We start from the raw sequence: 19,215 nt of genomic DNA, 5'->3' as shown, positions 1-19,215 counted from the left end.
TCGAGAGGGATATGTCATGTGGGGAAATCCACGAGTCCGATGCGGGTGCTCCCCGGGGTGGTGCTGCCGCCCTGAACCCCGTGGCGCACGAGCGGCCCGAGAACGACAAGCGTGACAAAGATCAAAGCGATCTCAAGGTGATAGACGGTGGAGTAGCCGGTGGCAGGGGTGGCAAGCGCCTCGCCCCAAGTGCCCGAGAGCGCGAGGTGATTGACCAGATCCCGCAGCCCCCCGCCGATGGCGATGGACAGCCCCGCCGCCGTGGCGGACGCCGCGCCCCAGGCCCCGAGCGCCAGCCCGTTGCCCGCGACCCCCGCTGCCAGCGTCATCGCGGCGGTGAGCGTCGAGACGGCGAAGAGGCCCGCGCCAAAGCCGATCATCGCCGCCCCGGTGTAGAACAGCGCAGGTGCCTGCATGGGGGCGGCGAAGATCACCGTGGCAAAGGCCATCAGCCCCACAAGCAGGCCGTTCCCGGCCATGCGATAGGTGTTGGCCCCGCGCAGCAGCGCGCGCCCGGCCAGCGCAAAACCCGCCAGCGCGCCCATGGCCCAGATCGCCGTCAGAAGCGTGGTGGCCGCCACCGAAAGCCCCAGCACCTCGCCGCCATAGGGCTCAAGCAGCACATCCTGCATGTTGAAGGCCATGGTGCCCAGAAACACCACCGCCAGAAGCCGCCCCGCCGTGCCGCCCGCCATCAGGTCGGCCCAGGCATCGCGGAAACGCGGGCGCGGGGCCTCGCGTTCGCTGCGGCTCATCGGCGTCAGCTTTTCCTGTTTCCAGAGCGCGATGAGGTTGAGGATGATCCCCACCGAGGCCGCGCCCTGCACCACGCGCACCAGCGTGAAGGGCGCGAAATCGCGCAAAAGCCAGCCGATCACGACGGCCGAGACGGCCATGCCCAGAAGGAACATCACGTAAAGCAGCGCCACCACGCGGGGCCGTGTCTCATCCGTGGCGCGGTCCGAGGCGAGTGCAAGGCCGGCGGTCTGCGTCATGTGCAGACCGAGGCCGGTCATCAGGAATGCCATCGCCGCCAGCACCTCGCCCGCCCATGCCGGGCCAACGGCCTGTTGCCCCGAAAGCACCAGAAGGGCGAAGGGCATGACCGCCAGTCCTCCCATCTGCCAGAGCGATCCGAACCACAGATAGGGGATGCGCTTCCACCCCAGCGCGCTGCGATAGGTGTCCGAACGAAAGCCCAGAAGCGCGCGGAAGGGCGCGATCAGCACCGGCAGCGCGATCATCGCCGCCACCACGAGCGCGGGCACCGACAATTCCACGATCATCACCCGGTTGAGCGTGCCCAGAAGCAGCACCGTGGCCATGCCCACCGAGACCTGAAACAGCGACAGACGCAAAAGCTGCCCGAGCGGCAGGCCCTCGCTGGCCGCATCCGCGAAGGGCAGGCAACGGGTGGTGTAGGTCATCAGTTGCGCGTTGACGCGCCTCCAGGCCGGTCCAATCATTGCCGCACCTCCATCGCCTCGGAAATGTAGAAGCCGCGCGCGACCCGGCCCAGCGGCGCGAGCCGCGCCGTGCTGCCTGCGCGCATCAGCGCGCGGCCAAGGCGGGGGGCCGAATGGGGCACCATCGTGGGCGAGCGGTCGGCGCGGGGAAAGAGCCTGCCCGCGCGCCACATCGCCATCAGAAGCGGCGTGCGTGGTGCCACGGTAAAGACCACGCCGGAAGTGCTGCGCATGGCGAGCGCGTCGAGCGCGCGGGCGAGATCCTCCTCGCCATAATAGATCAGGCTGTCCATCGCCACGGTGAAATCGAAACGCCCGAGTGCCGGATCAAGCATGTCGCCTTTGTGAAAGACAACCCGCTTTTTCAAGGTATCATTGAGGCGATCATGTGCGATATCGACAAGCGTCGGCGAGATGTCGCAGGCCAGAACCTGCGCCCCGCGCGCCGCCAGTTCGGCCGTCATCTGCCCCGCGCCGCAGCCCGCGTCGAGCACGCGCGCGCCGCTCAGGTCCTCGGGCAGGCGCGCGAGCATCAAGGCGCGCATCGCGTCGCGTCCCTCGCGCACGGTCTGCCGGATGCGGCTGACCGGCGCATCCGAGGTCAGCCGCGCCCAGACCTGCGTGGCGGTGCGGTCGAAATAGGTCTCGACCCGGTCGCGTGTGGCCTCGTAACTCATCAGTCGAATCCCAGAAGCTCGAATATTTCGCGGTCTTCCATCGGCGCAGGTGCAAGCGGTTCGGTGCCGCGCCAGAGCGTTTCGGCGAGGCGGATGTATTCTGCGCGCGCGGCGATGATGTCGTCCTCGTCCGGCATCTCGAAGAGCGTCTTCTTCTTGAGGCGCGAGCGGCGGATGGCGTCGAAATCGGGCATGTGCGCGATGCGGTTGAAGCCAACCTTGCCGCAATAGCGATCCACCTCGTCGGTATCCTTCGAGCGGTTGGCCACGCAGCCCGCAAGGCGCACCTTGTAATTGGCGGCCTTGGCCTGCACGGCGGCGATGATGCGGTTCATCGCGTAGATCGAATCGAAATCATTGGCGGTGACGATCACGGCGCGGTCGGCATGTTGCAGGGGCGCGGCAAAGCCGCCGCAGACGACATCGCCCAGCACGTCGAAGATCACCACGTCGGTCTCTTCCAGCATGTGATGCTGCTTCAGAAGCTTGACCGTCTGGCCAACCACATAGCCGCCGCAGCCGGTGCCCGCAGGCGGGCCGCCCGCCTCGACGCATTGCACGCCGCCCCAGCCCATGGTGACGAAATCCTCGGGGCGCAGTTCCTCGGCGTGGAAATCGACCGATTTGAGAATGTCGATCACCGTGGGTTGCAGCTTGCCCGTCAGCGTGAACGTGCTGTCATGCTTGGGGTCGCAACCGATCTGCAAGACACGCTTGCCCATCTTGGCAAAGGCCGCCGAAAGGTTCGAGGAGGTCGTGGATTTGCCGATCCCGCCCTTGCCGTAGACCGAGAAAACCTTGGCCCCCTCGATCTGCGTCTCGGGGTCCAGATGCACCTGTAGCGATCCCTCGCCATCCTGTCCCTTCAGGACCGGCGGGGCCTGAACGGTCCTGCGGGCCTCGAGACCGGCGGCTTCACGATGGTTGGCGCGCGCTGATGGCGGTTGTTTGATGTCCAGTGGACTCATGACTGTGTCCTCCCTGTCTGGGTGGTTGGCCCGTCGCCCGGGCGCGGCTTTGTGATGCGGGGCTGGGTCATTCGGCGGCCACCCCTTCCATTCGGTCTTCGAGCGCGTCGGCGGCCTCGCGCAGCGCGGCAAGGGTTGCGGCGTCGGGGCTCCAATAGGCGCGCTCGTGCGCCTCGATCAGCCGGTTGGCCATCCGCGAGGACGCCGCCGGATTCAACTCTGCAATCCGCGCGCGCATTTCTTCGTCGAGCATGAAGGTCTCGGACATGCGCTGATAGACCCAAGGCTCCACCTGTCCGGTGGTGGCCGACCAGCCGAGCGTATTCGTGAGCGTGCTTTCGATCTGGCGCACACCCTCGGCGCCATGTTTCAAAAGCGCCTCGTGGAATTTCGGGTTCAGTTGCCGCGCGCGCGTCTCGAGCGAGACCTGTTCGGCCAAGGTGCGCACCTTGCCCGTGCCGCGGGTGGTGTCGGAAATGTAGATCGCCGCTTCCTGCCCGCCGCGCGCGCGGCGCACGGCGCGGGAAATCCCGCCCAGCGTGTCGAAATAGTGATCCACCGTGGTCACGCCCAGCTCGACCGATTCGAGGTTCTGATAGGCCAGATCCACGTCGCGCAGCGCCTCTTGCAGCAGCGCGGTGTTCTGCACCGCCTGACCGTTCACGCCATAAGCAAAGCTCTTGCGCGCCTCGTAGGCGTCGGCCAATTCGTCCTCGTCGCCGAAGGCAGAGCTGTCGACAAGCTGATTGACGTTGGCCCCGTAGGTGCCTTCGGCATTGGAAAACACCCGCAGCGCCGCCGTTTCCATGTCGCAGCCGATCCGCGCGGCATAGGCCAGCGCATGGGCGCGGATGAAGTTGCGGTCCTCGGGTTCCTCGGCCAATGCGGCCTTGAGTGCGGCCTCGGCCAGAAGGCGGGTTTGCAGGGGCAGAAGGTCGCGGAAGATGCCCGAGAGGGTCATCAGCACGTCGATGCGCGGGCGCGCAAGCTCCTCCAGCGGAATGAGATCCGCGCCGCAAAGCCGCCCGAAACTGTCGAAGCGCGGTTTTGCCCCCATCAGCGCCAGCGCCTGTGCGATCGGCGCGCCGTCGGATTTGATGTTGTCCGACCCCCAGAGCACCAGCGCCACGGTGCGCGGTGTGGTCTTGTGGGTTTTCAGCAGCAGCGCGGCCTGGTCTGCCCCGGCGCGGCAGGCAAAGGCACTGGGCATGCGGAACGGATCGAAGGCGTGGATGTTGCGCCCGGTGGGCAGGATCTCGGGGCTGCGGATCAGATCGCCCCCCGGCACCGGCGCGGTGAACCGCCCGTCGAGCGCGCGCAGGAGTGCGGGCGTCTCGTGATCTTCCGCCAGCAGCCGGTCAGCGCGGGCGCGGGCCTCGGCCCCTGCGTCGGCCATCAGGTCGAGATAGCTTGCGCGCGCCTGCGACGTCATCGGCGCGCCGACGATATGCAGCCCCTCGGGGATGAGCGCCTCTTCGGTCTCGATCAGCCGCCGCCAGAGCGTATCGGGGTCGCGGCTGTCGAGATCGACCGCCGCCGCCTGTTCGGCGATGAGGGTGGCCATCTCGGCGCGCTCGGGCGCACCGGGCAGCGCCGCGCGCCAGCGGCTGAGGCTGTCGCGCAGATCAGCGAGGCCCCGGTAGAGCCCCGCAGCCGAAAGCGGCGGCGTCAGATGCGTCACCGTCACCGCGCCCGAGCGGCGCTTGGCCAGACTTGCCTCGGCGGGGTTGTTGGCGGCGTATAGATAGACATTGGGCATGTCGCCGATGAGCCGGTCGGGCCAGCAATCGGGGCCGGGTCCGGCCTGCTTGCCGGGCATGAATTCAAGCGCGCCGTGCATCCCGAAATGCAGCAAGACGTCGGCACGGAAGCTGTTGCGCAGCCAGAGGTAGAACTGGGTAAAGGCATGTGTGGGGGCAAAGCCGCGCTCGAACAGAAGGCGCATCGGGTCGCCTTCATAGCCGAAGGCCGGTTGCAATCCGACAAAGACCTTGCCGAAGCGCGCGCCGAGGATATAGACGCCGCGCCCGTCCGATTGCACGCGGCCCGGTGCCGCGCCCCATTGCGCCTCGATCTCATTGAGCCAGGGCGTGTGCGCGACCATATCCTCGGCGCTGACATGGGCCGCGACATTGGCCTCCTGCCCGTATTGGCGCGCAGAGCCTTCGAGCACGATACGGCGCAGATCCTCGACCGTCTCGGGCGGCTCGATGTCATAGCCGCGCGCGGCCATCGCGTGCAGCGTGTTGAAGAGCGAGCGGAACACGTCCAGATAGGCCGCTGTTCCGGCGGCCCCGGCGTTGGGCGGAAAGCCGAAAAGCACGATGCCGACGCGGCGCTCCGCCACGCGTCCGCGCCGCAGCGCCACCTGCCGCGCCACGCGGTCCGCCAGCCGCCCGACCCGCTCCGGGCAGGGGGCCATGCGTTTTTCCGCGCCGGGCGCGTGGCTTTCGATCTGGCAGGCTTGCGCGCAGCCCGCGCAGCCCTCGGGCCCGTGACGGCCGCCGAAAACGGTGGGGTTGGTCGCCCCGTCCAGCTCCGGCAGGGCGATGAGCATGGTGGTCTCGATGGGCCCCAGCCCCTGCGGCGCGGCGGCCCATTGGCCGAGTGTCTGGAACTCCAGCGGATGGGCGGCGACATAGGGGATGTCGAGCGCGGTCAGAACCTCGAGTGCGGCGGCATTGTCGTTATAGGCAGGCCCGCCGACAAGGCTGAACCCGGTGAGCGACAGGAGCGCGTCGATCTTCGCGCCGCTCTCATTGCGGAAAAACGCCTCGATGGCGGGGCGCCCGTCGAGCCCGCCGGCATAGGCGGGCAGAACGCGCAACCCCCGCGCCTGAAGCATGCGGATGACAGCATCGTAATGCGCCGTATCGCCCGAGAGCACGTAGCTGCGCATCATCAGAAGGCCCACCGTGCCGCAGGCATTCTCGGGCTGCGGCAGATCGTTTGCGTCCTCGGTGATGCGGGTGCCAAGGTCGGGATGGTAAAGCCCGCAATCGGGATAATCGAGCGGCGCGGGCGCGCGCCTGCCGCGCCACGCCTCATGGCGGCAATAGCGCCCGATCAGAAAGCGCACCATGCCCTCGATATTGTCGTCGGACGCCCCCAGCCAGTATTGCATGGTCAGGAACCAGGCGCGCAGATCCTGCGCCTTGCCGGGAATGAGCCGCAGGATGCGCGGCAGGCGCTTGAGCATCTTCATCTTGCGCGCGCCGTCATCGGTGCCGCTCTTGCCCGCGCCGCGCAGCTTCTTCATGAGCTTTCCGAGCGCGCTGTCGGGGCGGGCCATGTCGAGCGTGCCCATCCGCGTCAGCCGCACGATCTGCGCGTCCGCGATAACGCCGATCATGGCGTCGCAGGCGTCACGCCGCGCCTTGAGGTCGGGCAGGATCGCGTTGAGATGCTCTTCGAGAAAAAGCAGGTTTGCCAGCACGATATCGGCCCCGGCAATCGCCTCGCGCGCGGCCCCCAGCGCCGCGGGGCAGGCCCCCCATTCGGCGGCGGCATGGACCGAGAGATCGAGACCGGGATAATCCCGCGCCAGCCGTTCGGCGGCGCGCGCACAGGGACCGGCGGCATGGCTGTCCAGCGTGAGGATCACCACGCGATAGGGCCGGAGGACCGGTATGGTGCGATCAACGTGCATAATGCGCCTTCGCCTCGTAAAGCGTGTTGATGTCGATTTCCGAGAGGCCGCGCTCGGCGGCAAAGCTCTCGGTGTTGCGCTTGGCCTTGCCGCGCACGAAGAAGGGGATTTTCCTGAGTTCGCGCTCGGCATCGCTGCACCAGATCACCGCGCCCGGTTTCATCTTGCCGGAAATATCCTCGGGGGGGGTCCCGCCCGTGGCGGGACGGGGGGCAGACAGCCCCCCTTCGTCGCGCGCCACATGCGCGCCGCCGTGATGGCTGGCCCCGGCGTCGTCGTGGAACTCGGGATCGTCGCGGAACATGTGCAGGAGGTGCTCCTCGAGCCCCATCACCAGCGGATGCACCCAGGTGTCGAAAATCACGTTCGCGCCCTCGATCCCCATCTGGGGGGAGTAGCGGGCGGGGAAATCCTGCACATGGACCGGCGCAGAGATGACCGCGCAGGGGATGCCGAGGCGTTTGCCGATCATCCGCTCCATCTGCGTGCCGAGAATCATTTCGGGGGAGAGCGCCGCGATGGCGGCCTCGACCTCGAGATAGTCGTCGGTAATGAGCGCCTCGACGCCATAGTCCCTGGCGAGCGTCCGCACCGGGCGGGCCATTTCGCGGTTGTAGCAGCCCAGTCCCGCCACCTCGAAGCCCATCTCGTCACGGGCGATGCGGGCGGCGGCCACGACATGGGTGCCGTCGCCGAAAATGAACACGCGCTTGCCGGTCAGATAGGTGCTGTCCACGCTTGCCGCATACCAGGGCTGGCGCAGGCGGGTCTCATCCAGGCGGGGCTTGGCACCGGTGAGCGCGGCCACCTCGGCCACGAAATCGCGGGTCGCGCCCGCGCCGATGGGCACGGTGCGGGTATAGGGCAGGCCAAGCTCGCGCTCCATCCAGCGGCAGGCGCTGTCGCCCGTCTCGGGATACATCAGCACGTTGACATGCGCAGCCCCCAGCCGGGCGATGTCCGTGGGCGTGGCCCCGTAGGGCGCGCAGACATTGACCGCGATGCCCATGTCTTCCAAGAGCGCCGTCACCTCGGTGATGTCGTCGCGGTGGCGAAAGCCAAGGGCGGTGGGGCCGATCAGGTTGGCGCTGAGATGCGACGTCCGGTCCATCGGTTTGGCCAGCGCGCGGGTGATCTGGTAAAATGTCTCGTCCGCGCCGAAATTTTCCTTGCGCTGGTAGCTGGGCAATTCCAGCGCAATGACCGGGCAGGGCAGGCCCATCAGTTCGGCCATGCCGCCGGGATCGTCCTGGATCAGCTCGGCGGTGCAGGAGGCGCCGACGATCATCGCTTCGGGCTTGAACCGGTCATAGGCGGCGCGGGCCGCGGTCTTGAAGAGGTTGGCCGTGTCCGCGCCCAGATCGCGTGCCTGGAAGGTCGTGTAGGTCACCGGCGGGCGGTGGTTGCGGCGCTCGATCATGGTGAAGAGAAGATCGGCATAGGTGTCGCCCTGCGGCGCGTGCAGCACGTAATGCAGCCCCTTCATGGCGGTGGCCACGCGCATCGCGCCGACATGGGGCGGGCCCTCATATGTCCAGAGGGTGAGCTTCATGGCCGACCTCCGGGGGCGCTTCGCCCCCCGGACCCCCCGAGGATATTTGTGGCAAGATGATGGGGGGTCATTCGGCGGCCTCGCGGTTCAGGAGCGCGCGGCGGTTGAGGGGCCGGGCGAAAAGCGCGGCGAGATCGCCCGCCTGCTCGTAAAAATGCACCGGGGTGAAGACCAGCTCGATCGCCCATTTTGTCGTCAGCCCCTCGGCCTCGAGCGGGTTGGCGAGGCCGAGGCCGCAGACGGTGAGATCGGGGCGGGCGGCGCGGCAGCGATCAAGCTGGCGCTCCACGTCCTGACCTTCGGAGAGGGCGGGACCCTCGGGCAGAAGCGCCAGATCGGGGCCAAGAAGCGTGCGGTGCAGGAAAGGGGTGCCCACCTCGAGCGCGGTCATGCCGCATTCGCGGACAAGAAAGCGCGCGAGCGGAATTTCCATCTGGCTGTCGGGGAAGAAGAAGACCGAGCGCCCCCGCAGCGTTTCGGCCGCGCGGGCGACGGCAGCGCGGGCGCGGGCGCGCGGGGCCGCGGTGACGGCGTCAAACCTGTCTTGCGGGACGCCGAATTCGGTGGCGATGGCCTGAAGCCAGGCGGTTGTGCCTTCCTCGCCCAGCGGGAAGGGGGCCGCGATATGGCGCGCGCCGCGGCGCTCGAGCGCGCCATGGGTTGCGCCAAGGAAAGGTTGGGTAAGGGCAAAGACGGTGTTGGGGCCGATGGCCAGCGCATCGCCCGCACGGCGCGCGGGCAGGACGCGGACAGGGCCGATGCCCATGGCCTCGAGAAGGGCCAGCGCCTGATCCTCGACCACATCGGGCAGGGCTCCGACGACCACCAGTTCGCGCGCCTGCGTCTCGGGCAGGGCGGGGACCATGGCGGCAAGGCAGGCATCCTCGCCTTCGGTAAAGGTGGTCTCGATCCCCGATCCGGAATAGTTGAGCACCCGGACGGAGGGGCCGTGGCGGGCCGAGAGCCGTTCGGCCGCGCGCGCCAGATCAAGCTTGATCACCTCGGACGGGCACGAGCCGACGAGAAAGAGGCGGCGGATGTCGGGGCGGCGATCGAGCAGGCGGGCGACCTCGCGCTCCAGTTCTTCCTGGGCGTCGGCGAGGCCTGCAAGATCGGTTTCCTCGAGAATCGCGGTGCCGAATCGCGGCTCGGCGAAGATCATCACGCCGGCGGCCGATTGCAGCAGATGCGCGCAGGTGCGCGACCCCACGACGAGAAAGAAGGCGTCTGGCATCTTGCGGTGCAGCCAGATGATTCCCGTGAGCCCGCAGAACACCTCGTGCTGGCCGCGTTCGCGCAGGACCGGGGCACCGGAGCAGCCCGAGACGGGCGGGGGCGTGTGGCGGGTCATGCCAGCCCCTCCATGTCGCGGCGCGCCATGCGCAGCTTGCGCAGGAACTGGCCCGCGTTGATCACGTAGGCGGTATAGGCGGCGAGGGCGACGGTCATCTCGATCTGCGCGCCAAATCCGCCCTTGAACAGCACCCAGACATAGGCGGTATGGAGCGCGATGACGGCAAAGCTGAACACATCCTCCCAGAAGAAGGCGGGGGCGAAAAGGTATTGACCGAACACGATTTTTTCCCAGATCGCGCCGGTGATCATGATGAGGTAGAGAAAGCCGGTCTTGACCAGGATCGACAGCGTCGCCGCCTCGTAGCCCGCGCCGGTCAGAAGAAAGCGCAGCACGAGCGCGAGCGAGACGAGAAAGACGAGAAATTGCGCGGGCGCGAGCAGGCCCTGCACGAGGGTCCACCGGCTGGCGTCGCGTCGCGCGCGTTGTTCGGCCGTGTAAAGCGGGTCCCGCCCGAGATTTTGGGCCGCATCGTGCCGCATCTCCCGCCCTTTCATCCCAAATGTCATGCCTCGATGCTAGGGGGGGCAGGGGCGAAGTGTCAACTAAAATTTACAGATGTAAGTCTGACTATATGTCTCCTGTTTTTGTCACCCTTTGCCGAGGATGCCGAGAATCGGCCTTTCGCCATTTTTTTATATATTTTTGGTGGAAAGCTGCTTGCGGTGGATTATTTTATGATGTGCAAGAACAGGGCCTTGCGTGGAATGTTGCGTGCCACCTGTCAGCAATGATTGACAGTGCCACCGACCGCGCGCACAGTTGAGGGAACGGGTGAAGATGTGTTCGGGTATGGCCCCGGACGGGGTCAACACCGCATCCATGGGAGGGACTCATGGGAGACGAGACAAAGCACGACAAGTCCGGAACACGCGGCCCGCAAGGCTCGGCCATACGGATTTTGGTGGAATCGGCGATCCGAAAGGTGGCGTCGAATTATACCGACAACCGCCCGCGCACCCGGGACGAATGGGTGGACCGCTTCTGCGAGGCGCTGATGTCGGAGGCGGAGACAAGCCATCACGCGGTGATCTCCTCGCTGATCGCGAGCGGGGTGTCGTCAGAGCGGTTCTTTCAGGAATATGTGCCGGCGGCCGCCCATCGGCTCGGCGAGATGTGGATTTCGGACCGCGCGAGTTTCATCGATGTGACACTTGGCGCCTCGCGGCTTCAGGCACTGTTCCGGGCGGCGGGCGAGGGGCGCGAGGGGCACTGGCCCGACCGCAGCATCCCGCTGGGACAATCGGTGCTTCTGGTCATTCCGGCCTTCGAGCAGCATTCGCTGGGGGCTTTTGTGGCCGCCGACAATTTCCGCCGCAACGGTGTCTGGGTGCGGCTCTGCATCGGGCTGGAAGAGCGCGAGCTTGCCGAGGTTTTGCGCACAAGTCGCTTTTCCATGGTGGCCTTGTCACTTTCGACGTGGAAATCGGTTGAAAATGCCGGAAATCTGGTCAAATTCCTCAGGGAGCATGTGGACAACCTGCCCCCGGTTGTCATAGGTGGCAGGATCGTGTCGGAACGAGCGCCCGTTGAAAAGACGACAGGTGCGGATTTCGCCGTTAAATCGGTTCGCGAAGCGATAGAGCGATGCGGATTGGCCACGGTATCGGAGCCTCTGTCGGCGCACCACGTCAATTGAGGCAGGCACCGTGAATAATCCCGCAACGGCCAGGCTGGGGATGGTGAGACGGTGAGCAAGATAGAGCAGACATCCCAAAGGCTGCGGGCCGGGCACCTGCCGACTGTCGTGGACATTCCGGGGCTGGTCGAGCAGGCGGCGGATATGGCAGTCCTGCTGAGCCCCGATGGCATTGTCGAGGGCATTGCGACCAATGCCGACAGCCCGTCTCTGGGCAGCCTGGATCATTGGGTCGGGCGCTGCTTTCAGGATTTTCTGGCCCCCGAGAGCCGCGAGAAATTTTCCGAGCGTGTGGCGCTGATGCGGGCCGATCCGGGGCTGGAGCCGCGCCCGATCGAGATCAACCATGTGGACAATGCCAATTGGGAAGCCCCGGTGCGCTACTCGCTGCACCGCGCGGGCGAGAAGGGCGCAGTTTTGCTGCTCGGGCGTGACATGCAGCCCTATGCGGAGGTGCAGCAGCGGCTAGTGGCCGAACAGACCGCGCGCGAGCGTGACGGGCAGCTTTTGCGCGGCACCGAGACGTTCTACCGCGTCGTGCTGGAGGCGTCCGAGACGCCGCTTGTGCTGATCGAGCCGGAGCCGGGGCGCATCCGCGATATCAATTCGGCGGCGGCGCAGCTTCTGGGAAGCAAGGTGGATACGCTGCGTGGCACCTCGTTTGCGCAGGTCTTCGAGGGACGCAGGCGGGCGGAACTGGCTGATGCGCTTCAGGCGGCGGCGGTGGCCGACGAGATGCGCGGCATCGACATCGTGTCGCGGCGCAACGGGCGCGTGCTCAAGGTTCTGCCGGAATATTTCCGCGCGGCGGGCAACCTTTACATGCTTTGCCGTATCGCGCCCATGGATGACAGCGACGGTGCGGGGCCGGAATTCACGGGCGCGCTGGCGACGCTTTATGCCGATGCCAGCGATGCGATCGTGCTGACAGATGGCAAGGGTCTGATCCGCGAGGCGAACGAGGCGTTTCTGGTGCTGGCGGACGCGGCGCAACTGCGCGATCTCAAGGGCGAATCGCTGGCGGATTTCCTGGTGCGCGGCTCGGTCGATCTCAAGCTCCTGATGGAGGGGGCCACGAAACGCGGCCGGATGCGCCGCTATGCCGCGCAGGTGCAAAGCGTGGTCGGCACGCGCGCCCCGGTCGAGATTTCGGTCACGCGGTTGCGGCAGCGGGGGGTTGATCTGGGCTTTGGCTTCATCCTCCGTGAAAGCACGGCGCGCGATGCCGCCGAAGTGACGGTGGACGCGGTCGGCGTCAGTGACGAGGCGATGAAAAGCGTCATGGACCTTGTCGGCACCGCCTCTTTGAAAGAACTGGTTTCGGCCACGTCGGACGTGGTCGAAAAGATGTGCATCGAGACCGCCGTGCGTCTGACAGGCAACAACCGCGTCGCCGCCGCCGAGATGCTGGGCCTGTCGCGACAGAGCCTTTATGTGAAGCTGCGCAAATACGGGTTGCTCAACAGTTCCGATTGAGACGGGGACCCGCGTTGAGAGAAAAGCCTTTCCGCGACTCGGAATGTATAGTTTAATTGACACATGAGTGTCGCCACAACCTTACACCCCCGCCGCCGATACCCCGAGCCGCGCGCGTTATTGACGCTGCTGAAGCCGGTGACGTGGTTTCCCCCGATCTGGGCCTATCTCTGCGGTGTCGTCTCGTCCGGTGTGCCCATTGGCTCGGCCCCCTGGCTGGTGCTGCTGGGCATGGTGCTGGCAGGGCCGGTGGTTTGCGGGATGAGTCAGGCCGCGAATGACTGGTGCGACCGGCATGTGGACGCGATCAACGAGCCGGACCGCCCGATCCCCTCGGGCCGGGTGCCGGGGCGCTGGGGCCTGTGGGTGGCGCTGGCGATGAGCGCGCTGGCGATGGCGATGGGGCTTGCGCTGGGGCCTTGGGGCTTTGGCGCGACCGTCTTCGGCGTGCTGGCCGCCTGGGCCTATTCCGCCGAGCCGGTGCGGCTCAAGCGCTCGGGCGTCTGGGGGCCGGGGCTGGTGGGGCTGTGCTACGAGGGCTTGCCGTGGTTTACAGGGGCGGCGGTTCTGGCCGCGGGCGCGCCCGCATGGAAGGTGGTGGCGATTGCTGCGCTCTATGCCATCGGCGCGCATGGCATCATGACGCTGAATGATTTCAAGGCCTTGGAGGGCGACCGGGTGATGGGGGTCAATTCGCTCCCCGTCACGCTGGGGCCTGAGCGCGCGGCGCGGGTGGCCTGCGTGGTCATGGTGGTGCCGCAACTCGTGGTTATCGCGCTCTTGCTGGGCTGGGACCGGCCTTTTCATGCCGCAGCTATTGGTGCGCTTGTCATCGGTCAAGGTCTGGCGATGCGCGTGCTTCTGTCCGATCCCAAGGGCCGCGCGCCGTGGTATAATGGCACCGGCGTGATGGCCTATGTCAGCGGCATGATGATGGCCGCGTTTGCCCTGCGCGGGCTGGGAGGATTGGGATGAGCCTGAGCTGGGTGCAGATCGTTCGGATGGGACTCGTGCAGATGTGCCTCGGCGCGGTGGTGGTGCTGACCACCTCGACGCTCAACCGGTTGATGGTGGTGGAACTGGCCCTGCCCGCCGTTCTGCCGGGTCTTCTGGTGGGGCTGCATTACGGGATTCAGATCACGCGGCCCAATTGGGGGTTCCTGTCGGACACGTCCGGGCACCGCACGCGGTGGATCATCGGCGGCATGGCGGTGCTGGGCGGCGGCGCGTGGCTGGCGGCGCTGGGCGTGGTGTGGATGGCGACGAGTTTTGCGCCCGGTCTGGTGCTTTCGGTGCTGGCCTATGCGCTGATCGGGCTGGGGGCGGGGGCCTCGGGCACTTCGCTCTTGGCGCTTCTGGCAAGCGCCTGCGCGCCACGGCGTCGCGCGGCGGCGGCAACGATCACCTGGCTGATGATGATCGCGGGCATCGCGGTGACAGCGACGACGGTGGGGCATTTCTTGGACCCCTACACGCCCGCGCGCCTGCTGGAGATCGTGGGCATCGTGGGCGTCGGCGCGGTTGTGGTCACATCGCTGGCCATTGCCGGGATCGAGCGGCGCACGGGCGCCGCCCCGACACCGGAGGCGCGGCCCATGCGGTTCCGCGAGGGGCTGGCCGAGATATGGGCGGAACCGGCGGCGCGCAATTTCACAATTTTCGTGTTCCTGTCGATGACCGCCTATTTCATGCAGGAGCTGATCCTGGAGCCTTATGCGGGGCTCGTCTTCGGCATGACGCCCGGCGAATCGACGAAGCTTTCGGGCGCGCAGAATGGCGGCGTCTTCCTCGGCATGTTGATCGTCGGCATCGCCGCGACGGGGCTGCGGCTTGGCTCTTTGAAACATTGGGTCGTGGCGGGGTGCCTTGGCTCGGCGGTGGCGCTGTCGGTCATTGCCTTTCTCGGCGCGGCGGGGGTGGCGGCGGCGCTGGTGCCTGCGGTCGTGGCGCTCGGCCTCTTCAACGGCATGTTCGCGGTCGCGGCCATCGGCGCGATGATGGCGCTGGCGGGCGAGGGGCGCGCATCGCGCGAGGGCACGCGGATGGGCCTTTGGGGCGCTGCGCAGGCCATCGCGGCGGGGTTCGGCGGGCTGACGGGGGCGGCGGCGGCGGATGTGATGCGCGCAGCCCTTGGCAATGACGCCGCAGGTTTCGGCACGGTGTTCTACGCCGAGGCGGGGCTATTCGTGCTGGCGGCGCTTCTGGCGCTGCGGGTGATTGATCATGGGCATGCGCGCGGCGCGGTGCCAGTGCCGGGAGAATGAGCATGTATGATGTCGTTGTTGTGGGCGGCGGGCCCTCGGGGGCCATAGCGGCCGAGGATCTGGCGCGGTCGGGGCACAAGGTGGCCCTTCTGGACCGGGCAGGGCGGATCAAGCCTTGTGGTGGGGCGATCCCGCCGCGCCTGATTGCCGATTTCGACATTCCCGAGGATCAGCTTGTGGCGAAGATCACCACGGCGCGGATGATCTCGCCCACGGGGCGGCATGTGGATATTCCCATCGAGAACGGCTTTGTCGGGATGGTGGACCGCGAGGGGTTCGACGAGTTCCTGCGCGCGCGGGCGGCGAGCGCGGGCGCCGAGCGGCTGACCGGCACCTGGCTGCGGATCGAGCGGGACGGGGCGGGCACGGCGGTGATCTGGCGCGACAAGGCCAGCGGCGAGGAACGCCGCGCGCTCACGCGGCTGGTGATCGGCGCGGATGGCGCGCGCTCGAACGTGGCGCGGGCCGAGGTGCCGGGGGGCGACCGTATTCCTTACGTGATTGCCTACCATGAAATCATCGAGGCACCGGCTGCGGTCGGGGCCTATGATCCCGCGCGCTGCGACGTGATCTATGACGGGCGCATCTCGCCGGATTTCTATGGCTGGGTGTTCCCGCATGGCAAATCGGCAAGCGTCGGCATGGGGTCGATGGTCAAGGGGGTGGACCTCAAGCAGGCCACCGCCGATCTGCGCGCGGCCTCTGGCCTGAGCGATTGCCCGACGATCCGCCGCGAAGGTGCGCCGATCCCCCTCAAGCCGCTCGACCGCTGGGACAATGGCCGCGACGTGGTGCTGGCGGGCGATGCGGCGGGCGTTGTGGCGCCAAGTTCGGGCGAGGGCATCTATTACGCCATGGTCGGCGGCCGCGTGGCGGCGGCGGCGGCAAGCGCCTGCCTTGCCTCGGGGCGCGTGCGCGACCTGCGGCTGGCGCGCGGCCTCTTCATGCGCGAGCACAAGACCGTGTTCCGGGTGCTGGCCTCGATGCAGAATGCCTATTACAGGTCGGACGAGCGGCGCGAGCGGTTCGTGTCGCTCTGCCATGACATCGACGTGCAGCGGCTGACATTCGAGGCCTACATGAACAAGAAATTGGTGCGGGCGCGGCCCATGGCGCATGTGAAGATCGGGTTGAAGAACCTGGCCCACCTGACACGGCTGGTGCCGGCGGTCTATACATGAGCGACATGATCCCCACCTGGCTGGGCGGCGATCTGGTGGCCGTCGAAAAGCTCGAGGCGCATCGGCGCGGGCTGCGGCACAAGGCGGTGTCGGTTTTCGTGCTCCATGGCGATGAGGTGCTGATCCAGCGCCGCGCGCTGGGGAAATATCACACGCCGGGCCTCTGGGCGAATACCTGCTGCACCCATCCGCGCTGGGGCGAGGCGGGGCTGGCCTGTGCCGAGCGTCGGCTTGACGAGGAGTTGGGGATCACCGGGCTGGACCTGCGCCCGCGCGGGCAGGTGGAGTATCGCGCCGATGTGGGCGGAGGTCTGATCGAGCATGAGGTGGTGGAGGTGTTCGTGGCCCATGTCGCGAGGCGCATCACCCCGCGCCCAAACCCCGAAGAGGTGATGGCGGTGGACTGGATCAGCCGCGCCGCGCTGATGCTGCGCATCGCCAACAATCCGGCGGCCTTTACGCCCTGGCTGCGCATCTATCTGGAGCGTCACGCCGCGCAGATCTTCGCCGGGGCGGAAAACACGGCGGAAATCCGCGCCTGATTGATCCATGTCAATTTATTGAATCGCCCACCCTGTCAACCTAAGTTGACACAAGGGAGGCGCTCATGCGACTGGTTCTCATTCATCCGAACTATCATTCCGGCGGGGCCGAGATCGCCGGCAACTGGCCGCCTGCCTGGGTGGCCTATCTGGCGGGGCCGCTCAAGGCCGCCGGATATGACGACATCCATTTCATCGACGCGATGACGCATAACATCGAGGAGGACGACCTGCGCGCCCGCATTGCCGCGCTCAAGCCCGATATCGTTGGCTGCACCGCGATCACGCCGTCGATCTACCGCGCCGAGCGGGTGCTGGAGATCGCGCGCGAGGTGGTGCCGGAGGCGGTAACGGTGCTGGGGGGCGTGCATGCCACCTTCATGTATCGGCAGGTCCTGTCGGAGGCCCCGCATATCGACGTGATCGTGCGCGGCGAGGGCGAGCAGGTCTTTCTCGATCTGGTGCGCGCGGTCGAGGATGGGCGCTGGCAGGGCGACCGCAAGCGGATCAAGGGCATCGCCTACACGCAAGGCGGCGAGATCATCGCCACCTCTGCGGCACCGACAATCTCCAATCTCGACGGGATCGTGCCGGACTGGTCGATCCTCGACTGGGAGAAATACATCTACATCCCGCTGAACACACGGCTTGCCATCCCGAGCCTGGCGCGCGGCTGTCCGTTCACCTGTTCGTTTTGCAGCCAGTGGAAATTCTGGCGCGATTACCGCGTGCGCGACCCGCAAAAGGTGGTGGACGAGATCGAGGACCTGGTGAACAACCACGGTGTCGGCTTCTTCATCCTCGCCGATGAGGAGCCCACCATCAACAAGCGCAAATTCACCGAGTTCTGCGAGGAACTGATCCGGCGCGGCCTGCCGGAGCGCGTCAAATGGGGCATCAACACCCGCGTGACGGACATTCAGCGCGACAAGGACATGTTGCCGCTCTGGCGCGAGGCGGGCCTGGTGCATGTCAGCCTCGGGACGGAAGCCGCCGCACAGATGAAGCTTGATCTCTTCAACAAGGAAACGAAGGTCGAGGAGAACAAGGAGGCCATTCGCCTCCTGCGCGAGGCCGATATCTTCACCGAGGCGCAGTTCATCGTGGGGCTGGATAACGAGACCGAGGAGACGCTGGAGGAGACCTATCGTTTCGCCCGCGACTGGAACCCCGACCTGGCCAACTGGACGATGTATACGCCCTGGCCGTTCACGCCGCTATTCCAGGAATTGCGCGACAAGGTCGAGGTGTTCGACTTCGAGAAATACAATTTCGTCACCCCCATCATGAAGCCCGCGGCGATGGACCGTGCCACGCTTCTGGACCGGGTGATGCACAATTACCGGCGCTTCTACATGAACAAGGCGCTGTTTCATTACCCGTGGCGGGGGCGCGGGTTCCGGCGGAAATACCTGCTGGGCTGTCTCAAGGCCTTTGCCAAGGCGGGGTTCGCGCGGACATTCTACGATCTGGGCAAGGTGGGTTACTGGGGGCCGCAGTCCAAGAAACAAGTGGATTTCCACTTTGACGACACGCGCGGCATCGCCGATGCGCAGATGGCCGATTGGGACGCGATGGCCGACCGCAAGCGCCGCGCACAGGAGCGCAAGGCCAGCGTGCGCGAGCAGATCAAGGCGAAAAAAGCCGATCTCGCGGCCACGCAGGCCGGGGCGCGCGCCTGTGGCGGGGGCGGTCAGATGGCCGATGACGTGCCGATCCTGCGCCCGCAGACGGCGGCGGAATGAGCCACGGCGCGCGCGTCGGGCCAAACGCGATCCTGCAAACCGTGGCCGCGCTCGAGGCGCGGGGCGGGCGCGCGCTGGCGGAGCGGGTTCTGGGCCATGCGGGCTGTGCGGGCTATCTCGATGCCCCGCCCGAGGAGATGATCCCCGAGCAGGCGGCGGCGGCGGTTTTGCGTGCTCTGCCCGCCTGTCTCTCGCCCGCGGAGGCCCGCGCGGTGGCGCGCGATGCAGGGGCGCGCACGGCGGCCTATATCCTGCGCCACCGCATCCCTGCGCCCGCGCAACTCGTGTTGCGGTTGCTGCCCGCACGCCTTGCCGCGCCGATCCTCATGCGCGCCATGGCCGCCCATGCCTGGACCTTTGCCGGATCGGGCGAGGTCAGCATCGCGCCCGCGCGCCTGACGATCCGGGCAAACCCGCTCTCGGTGCCTGGCTGCGAGTGGCATTGCGCGGTATTCGAGGCACTGTTTCGGCGGCTGGTCGGCGCGAAATGCGCCGTGCGCGAGGTGAGTTGCTGCGCGCGGGGGGCGGCGGCTTGCGTCTTTGTCATCGAGACAGGGTGAGTGGCTATGGGCGGCGCGCCATGTTGCGGTTGCGTTGGGGATGTTTTGGCCTGAAGGGGACATTGGTGGAGCCGCGCGAGGGCCCGACCGCGGGTGGGCGCTGCTCGGGCTTTGGTGGTCGCTTTATGGTGCCAAATACTGG

The 19,215-nt window shown here is 66.8% G+C and carries 15 protein-coding genes; 8 read left to right on the top strand and 7 right to left on the bottom strand.

All coding sequences use genetic code 11. From position 1 onward, the window contains the following. Nucleotides 1–14: 14 nt before the first annotated feature. The 7 genes from ABIE57_RS11520 to bchF form a co-directional block, all read right to left on the bottom strand. Nucleotides 15–1,427: a PucC family protein gene (locus ABIE57_RS11520; protein ID WP_354539169.1), complete on the bottom strand. Its 1,413-nt coding sequence runs from the start codon at nt 1,425–1,427 to the stop codon at nt 15–17. A gap of 35 nt (nt 1,428–1,462) precedes the next feature. Beyond that, a complete protein-coding gene (gene bchM / locus ABIE57_RS11515) occupies nt 1,463–2,143 on the bottom strand; it encodes a magnesium protoporphyrin IX methyltransferase (protein WP_354539168.1) in 681 nt (226 codons plus the stop codon). After that, nucleotides 2,143–3,111 (bottom strand): ferredoxin:protochlorophyllide reductase (ATP-dependent) iron-sulfur ATP-binding protein, encoded by a 969-nt coding sequence (bchL, locus tag ABIE57_RS11510; RefSeq protein WP_354539167.1) that lies wholly within the window; start codon nt 3,109–3,111, stop codon nt 2,143–2,145. The genes bchM and bchL overlap by 1 nt, the downstream gene beginning before the upstream one ends. Nucleotides 3,112–3,178: 67 nt before the next feature. Then, on the bottom strand, nt 3,179–6,760 hold the full coding sequence (locus ABIE57_RS11505; RefSeq protein ID WP_354539166.1) for a magnesium chelatase subunit H: 3,582 nt from the start codon (nt 6,758–6,760) through the stop codon (nt 3,179–3,181). After that, on the bottom strand, nt 6,750–8,312 hold the full coding sequence (bchB, locus tag ABIE57_RS11500) for a ferredoxin:protochlorophyllide reductase (ATP-dependent) subunit B (RefSeq protein WP_354539165.1): 1,563 nt from the start codon (nt 8,310–8,312) through the stop codon (nt 6,750–6,752). The genes ABIE57_RS11505 and bchB overlap by 11 nt, the downstream gene beginning before the upstream one ends. 67 nt (nt 8,313–8,379) lie before the next feature. Further along, complete coding sequence (locus tag ABIE57_RS11495) at nt 8,380–9,663, bottom strand: ferredoxin:protochlorophyllide reductase (ATP-dependent) subunit N (protein ID WP_354539164.1); 1,284 nt, start codon at nt 9,661–9,663, stop codon at nt 8,380–8,382. After that, nucleotides 9,660–10,148, bottom strand: coding sequence for a 2-vinyl bacteriochlorophyllide hydratase (gene bchF / locus ABIE57_RS11490; RefSeq protein ID WP_354539311.1), 489 nt, complete (start codon nt 10,146–10,148; stop codon nt 9,660–9,662). The genes ABIE57_RS11495 and bchF overlap by 4 nt, the downstream gene beginning before the upstream one ends. A gap of 353 nt (nt 10,149–10,501) precedes the next feature. Between bchF and ABIE57_RS11485 the strand changes: the two genes are divergently transcribed. The 8 genes from ABIE57_RS11485 to bchJ all read left to right on the top strand — a co-directional run bounded on the left by ABIE57_RS11485 (nt 10,502) and on the right by bchJ (nt 19,073). Further along, on the top strand, nt 10,502–11,305 hold the full coding sequence (locus ABIE57_RS11485) for a cobalamin B12-binding domain-containing protein (RefSeq protein WP_354539163.1): 804 nt from the start codon (nt 10,502–10,504) through the stop codon (nt 11,303–11,305). 51 nt (nt 11,306–11,356) lie between these two features. Then, complete coding sequence (gene ppsR, locus ABIE57_RS11480; protein ID WP_354539162.1) at nt 11,357–12,781, top strand: transcriptional regulator PpsR; 1,425 nt, start codon at nt 11,357–11,359, stop codon at nt 12,779–12,781. A 63-nt stretch (nt 12,782–12,844) separates the two neighbouring features. Further along, on the top strand, nt 12,845–13,756 hold the full coding sequence (chlG, locus tag ABIE57_RS11475; protein ID WP_354539161.1) for a chlorophyll synthase ChlG: 912 nt from the start codon (nt 12,845–12,847) through the stop codon (nt 13,754–13,756). After that, nucleotides 13,753–15,045: a BCD family MFS transporter gene (locus tag ABIE57_RS11470; protein ID WP_354539160.1), complete on the top strand. Its 1,293-nt coding sequence runs from the start codon at nt 13,753–13,755 to the stop codon at nt 15,043–15,045. Before chlG ends, ABIE57_RS11470 begins: the two co-directional genes overlap by 4 nt. Nucleotides 15,046–15,047: 2 nt before the next feature. Next, nucleotides 15,048–16,226, top strand: coding sequence for a geranylgeranyl diphosphate reductase (locus ABIE57_RS11465; protein WP_354539159.1), 1,179 nt, complete (start codon nt 15,048–15,050; stop codon nt 16,224–16,226). Continuing rightward, entirely contained in the window at nt 16,223–16,768 is a 546-nt protein-coding gene (gene idi / locus ABIE57_RS11460; protein ID WP_354539158.1) for an isopentenyl-diphosphate Delta-isomerase, read from the top strand. Before ABIE57_RS11465 ends, idi begins: the two co-directional genes overlap by 4 nt. A 65-nt stretch (nt 16,769–16,833) precedes the next feature. Further along, nucleotides 16,834–18,513, top strand: a complete 1,680-nt coding sequence (gene bchE / locus ABIE57_RS11455; protein WP_354539157.1) for a magnesium-protoporphyrin IX monomethyl ester anaerobic oxidative cyclase — start codon at nt 16,834–16,836, stop codon at nt 18,511–18,513. Beyond that, nucleotides 18,510–19,073, top strand: a complete 564-nt coding sequence (gene bchJ / locus ABIE57_RS11450) for a bacteriochlorophyll 4-vinyl reductase (protein WP_354539156.1) — start codon at nt 18,510–18,512, stop codon at nt 19,071–19,073. The genes bchE and bchJ overlap by 4 nt, the downstream gene beginning before the upstream one ends. Nucleotides 19,074–19,215 lie beyond the last annotated feature (142 nt).

The organism is Roseovarius sp. MBR-6 (assembly GCF_040547525.1).
Classification (GTDB): Bacteria; Pseudomonadota; Alphaproteobacteria; order Rhodobacterales; family Rhodobacteraceae; genus Roseovarius.
The sequence above is the reverse complement of the archived record's forward strand: the minus strand, read 5'-3'. Positions and strand labels throughout refer to the sequence as shown.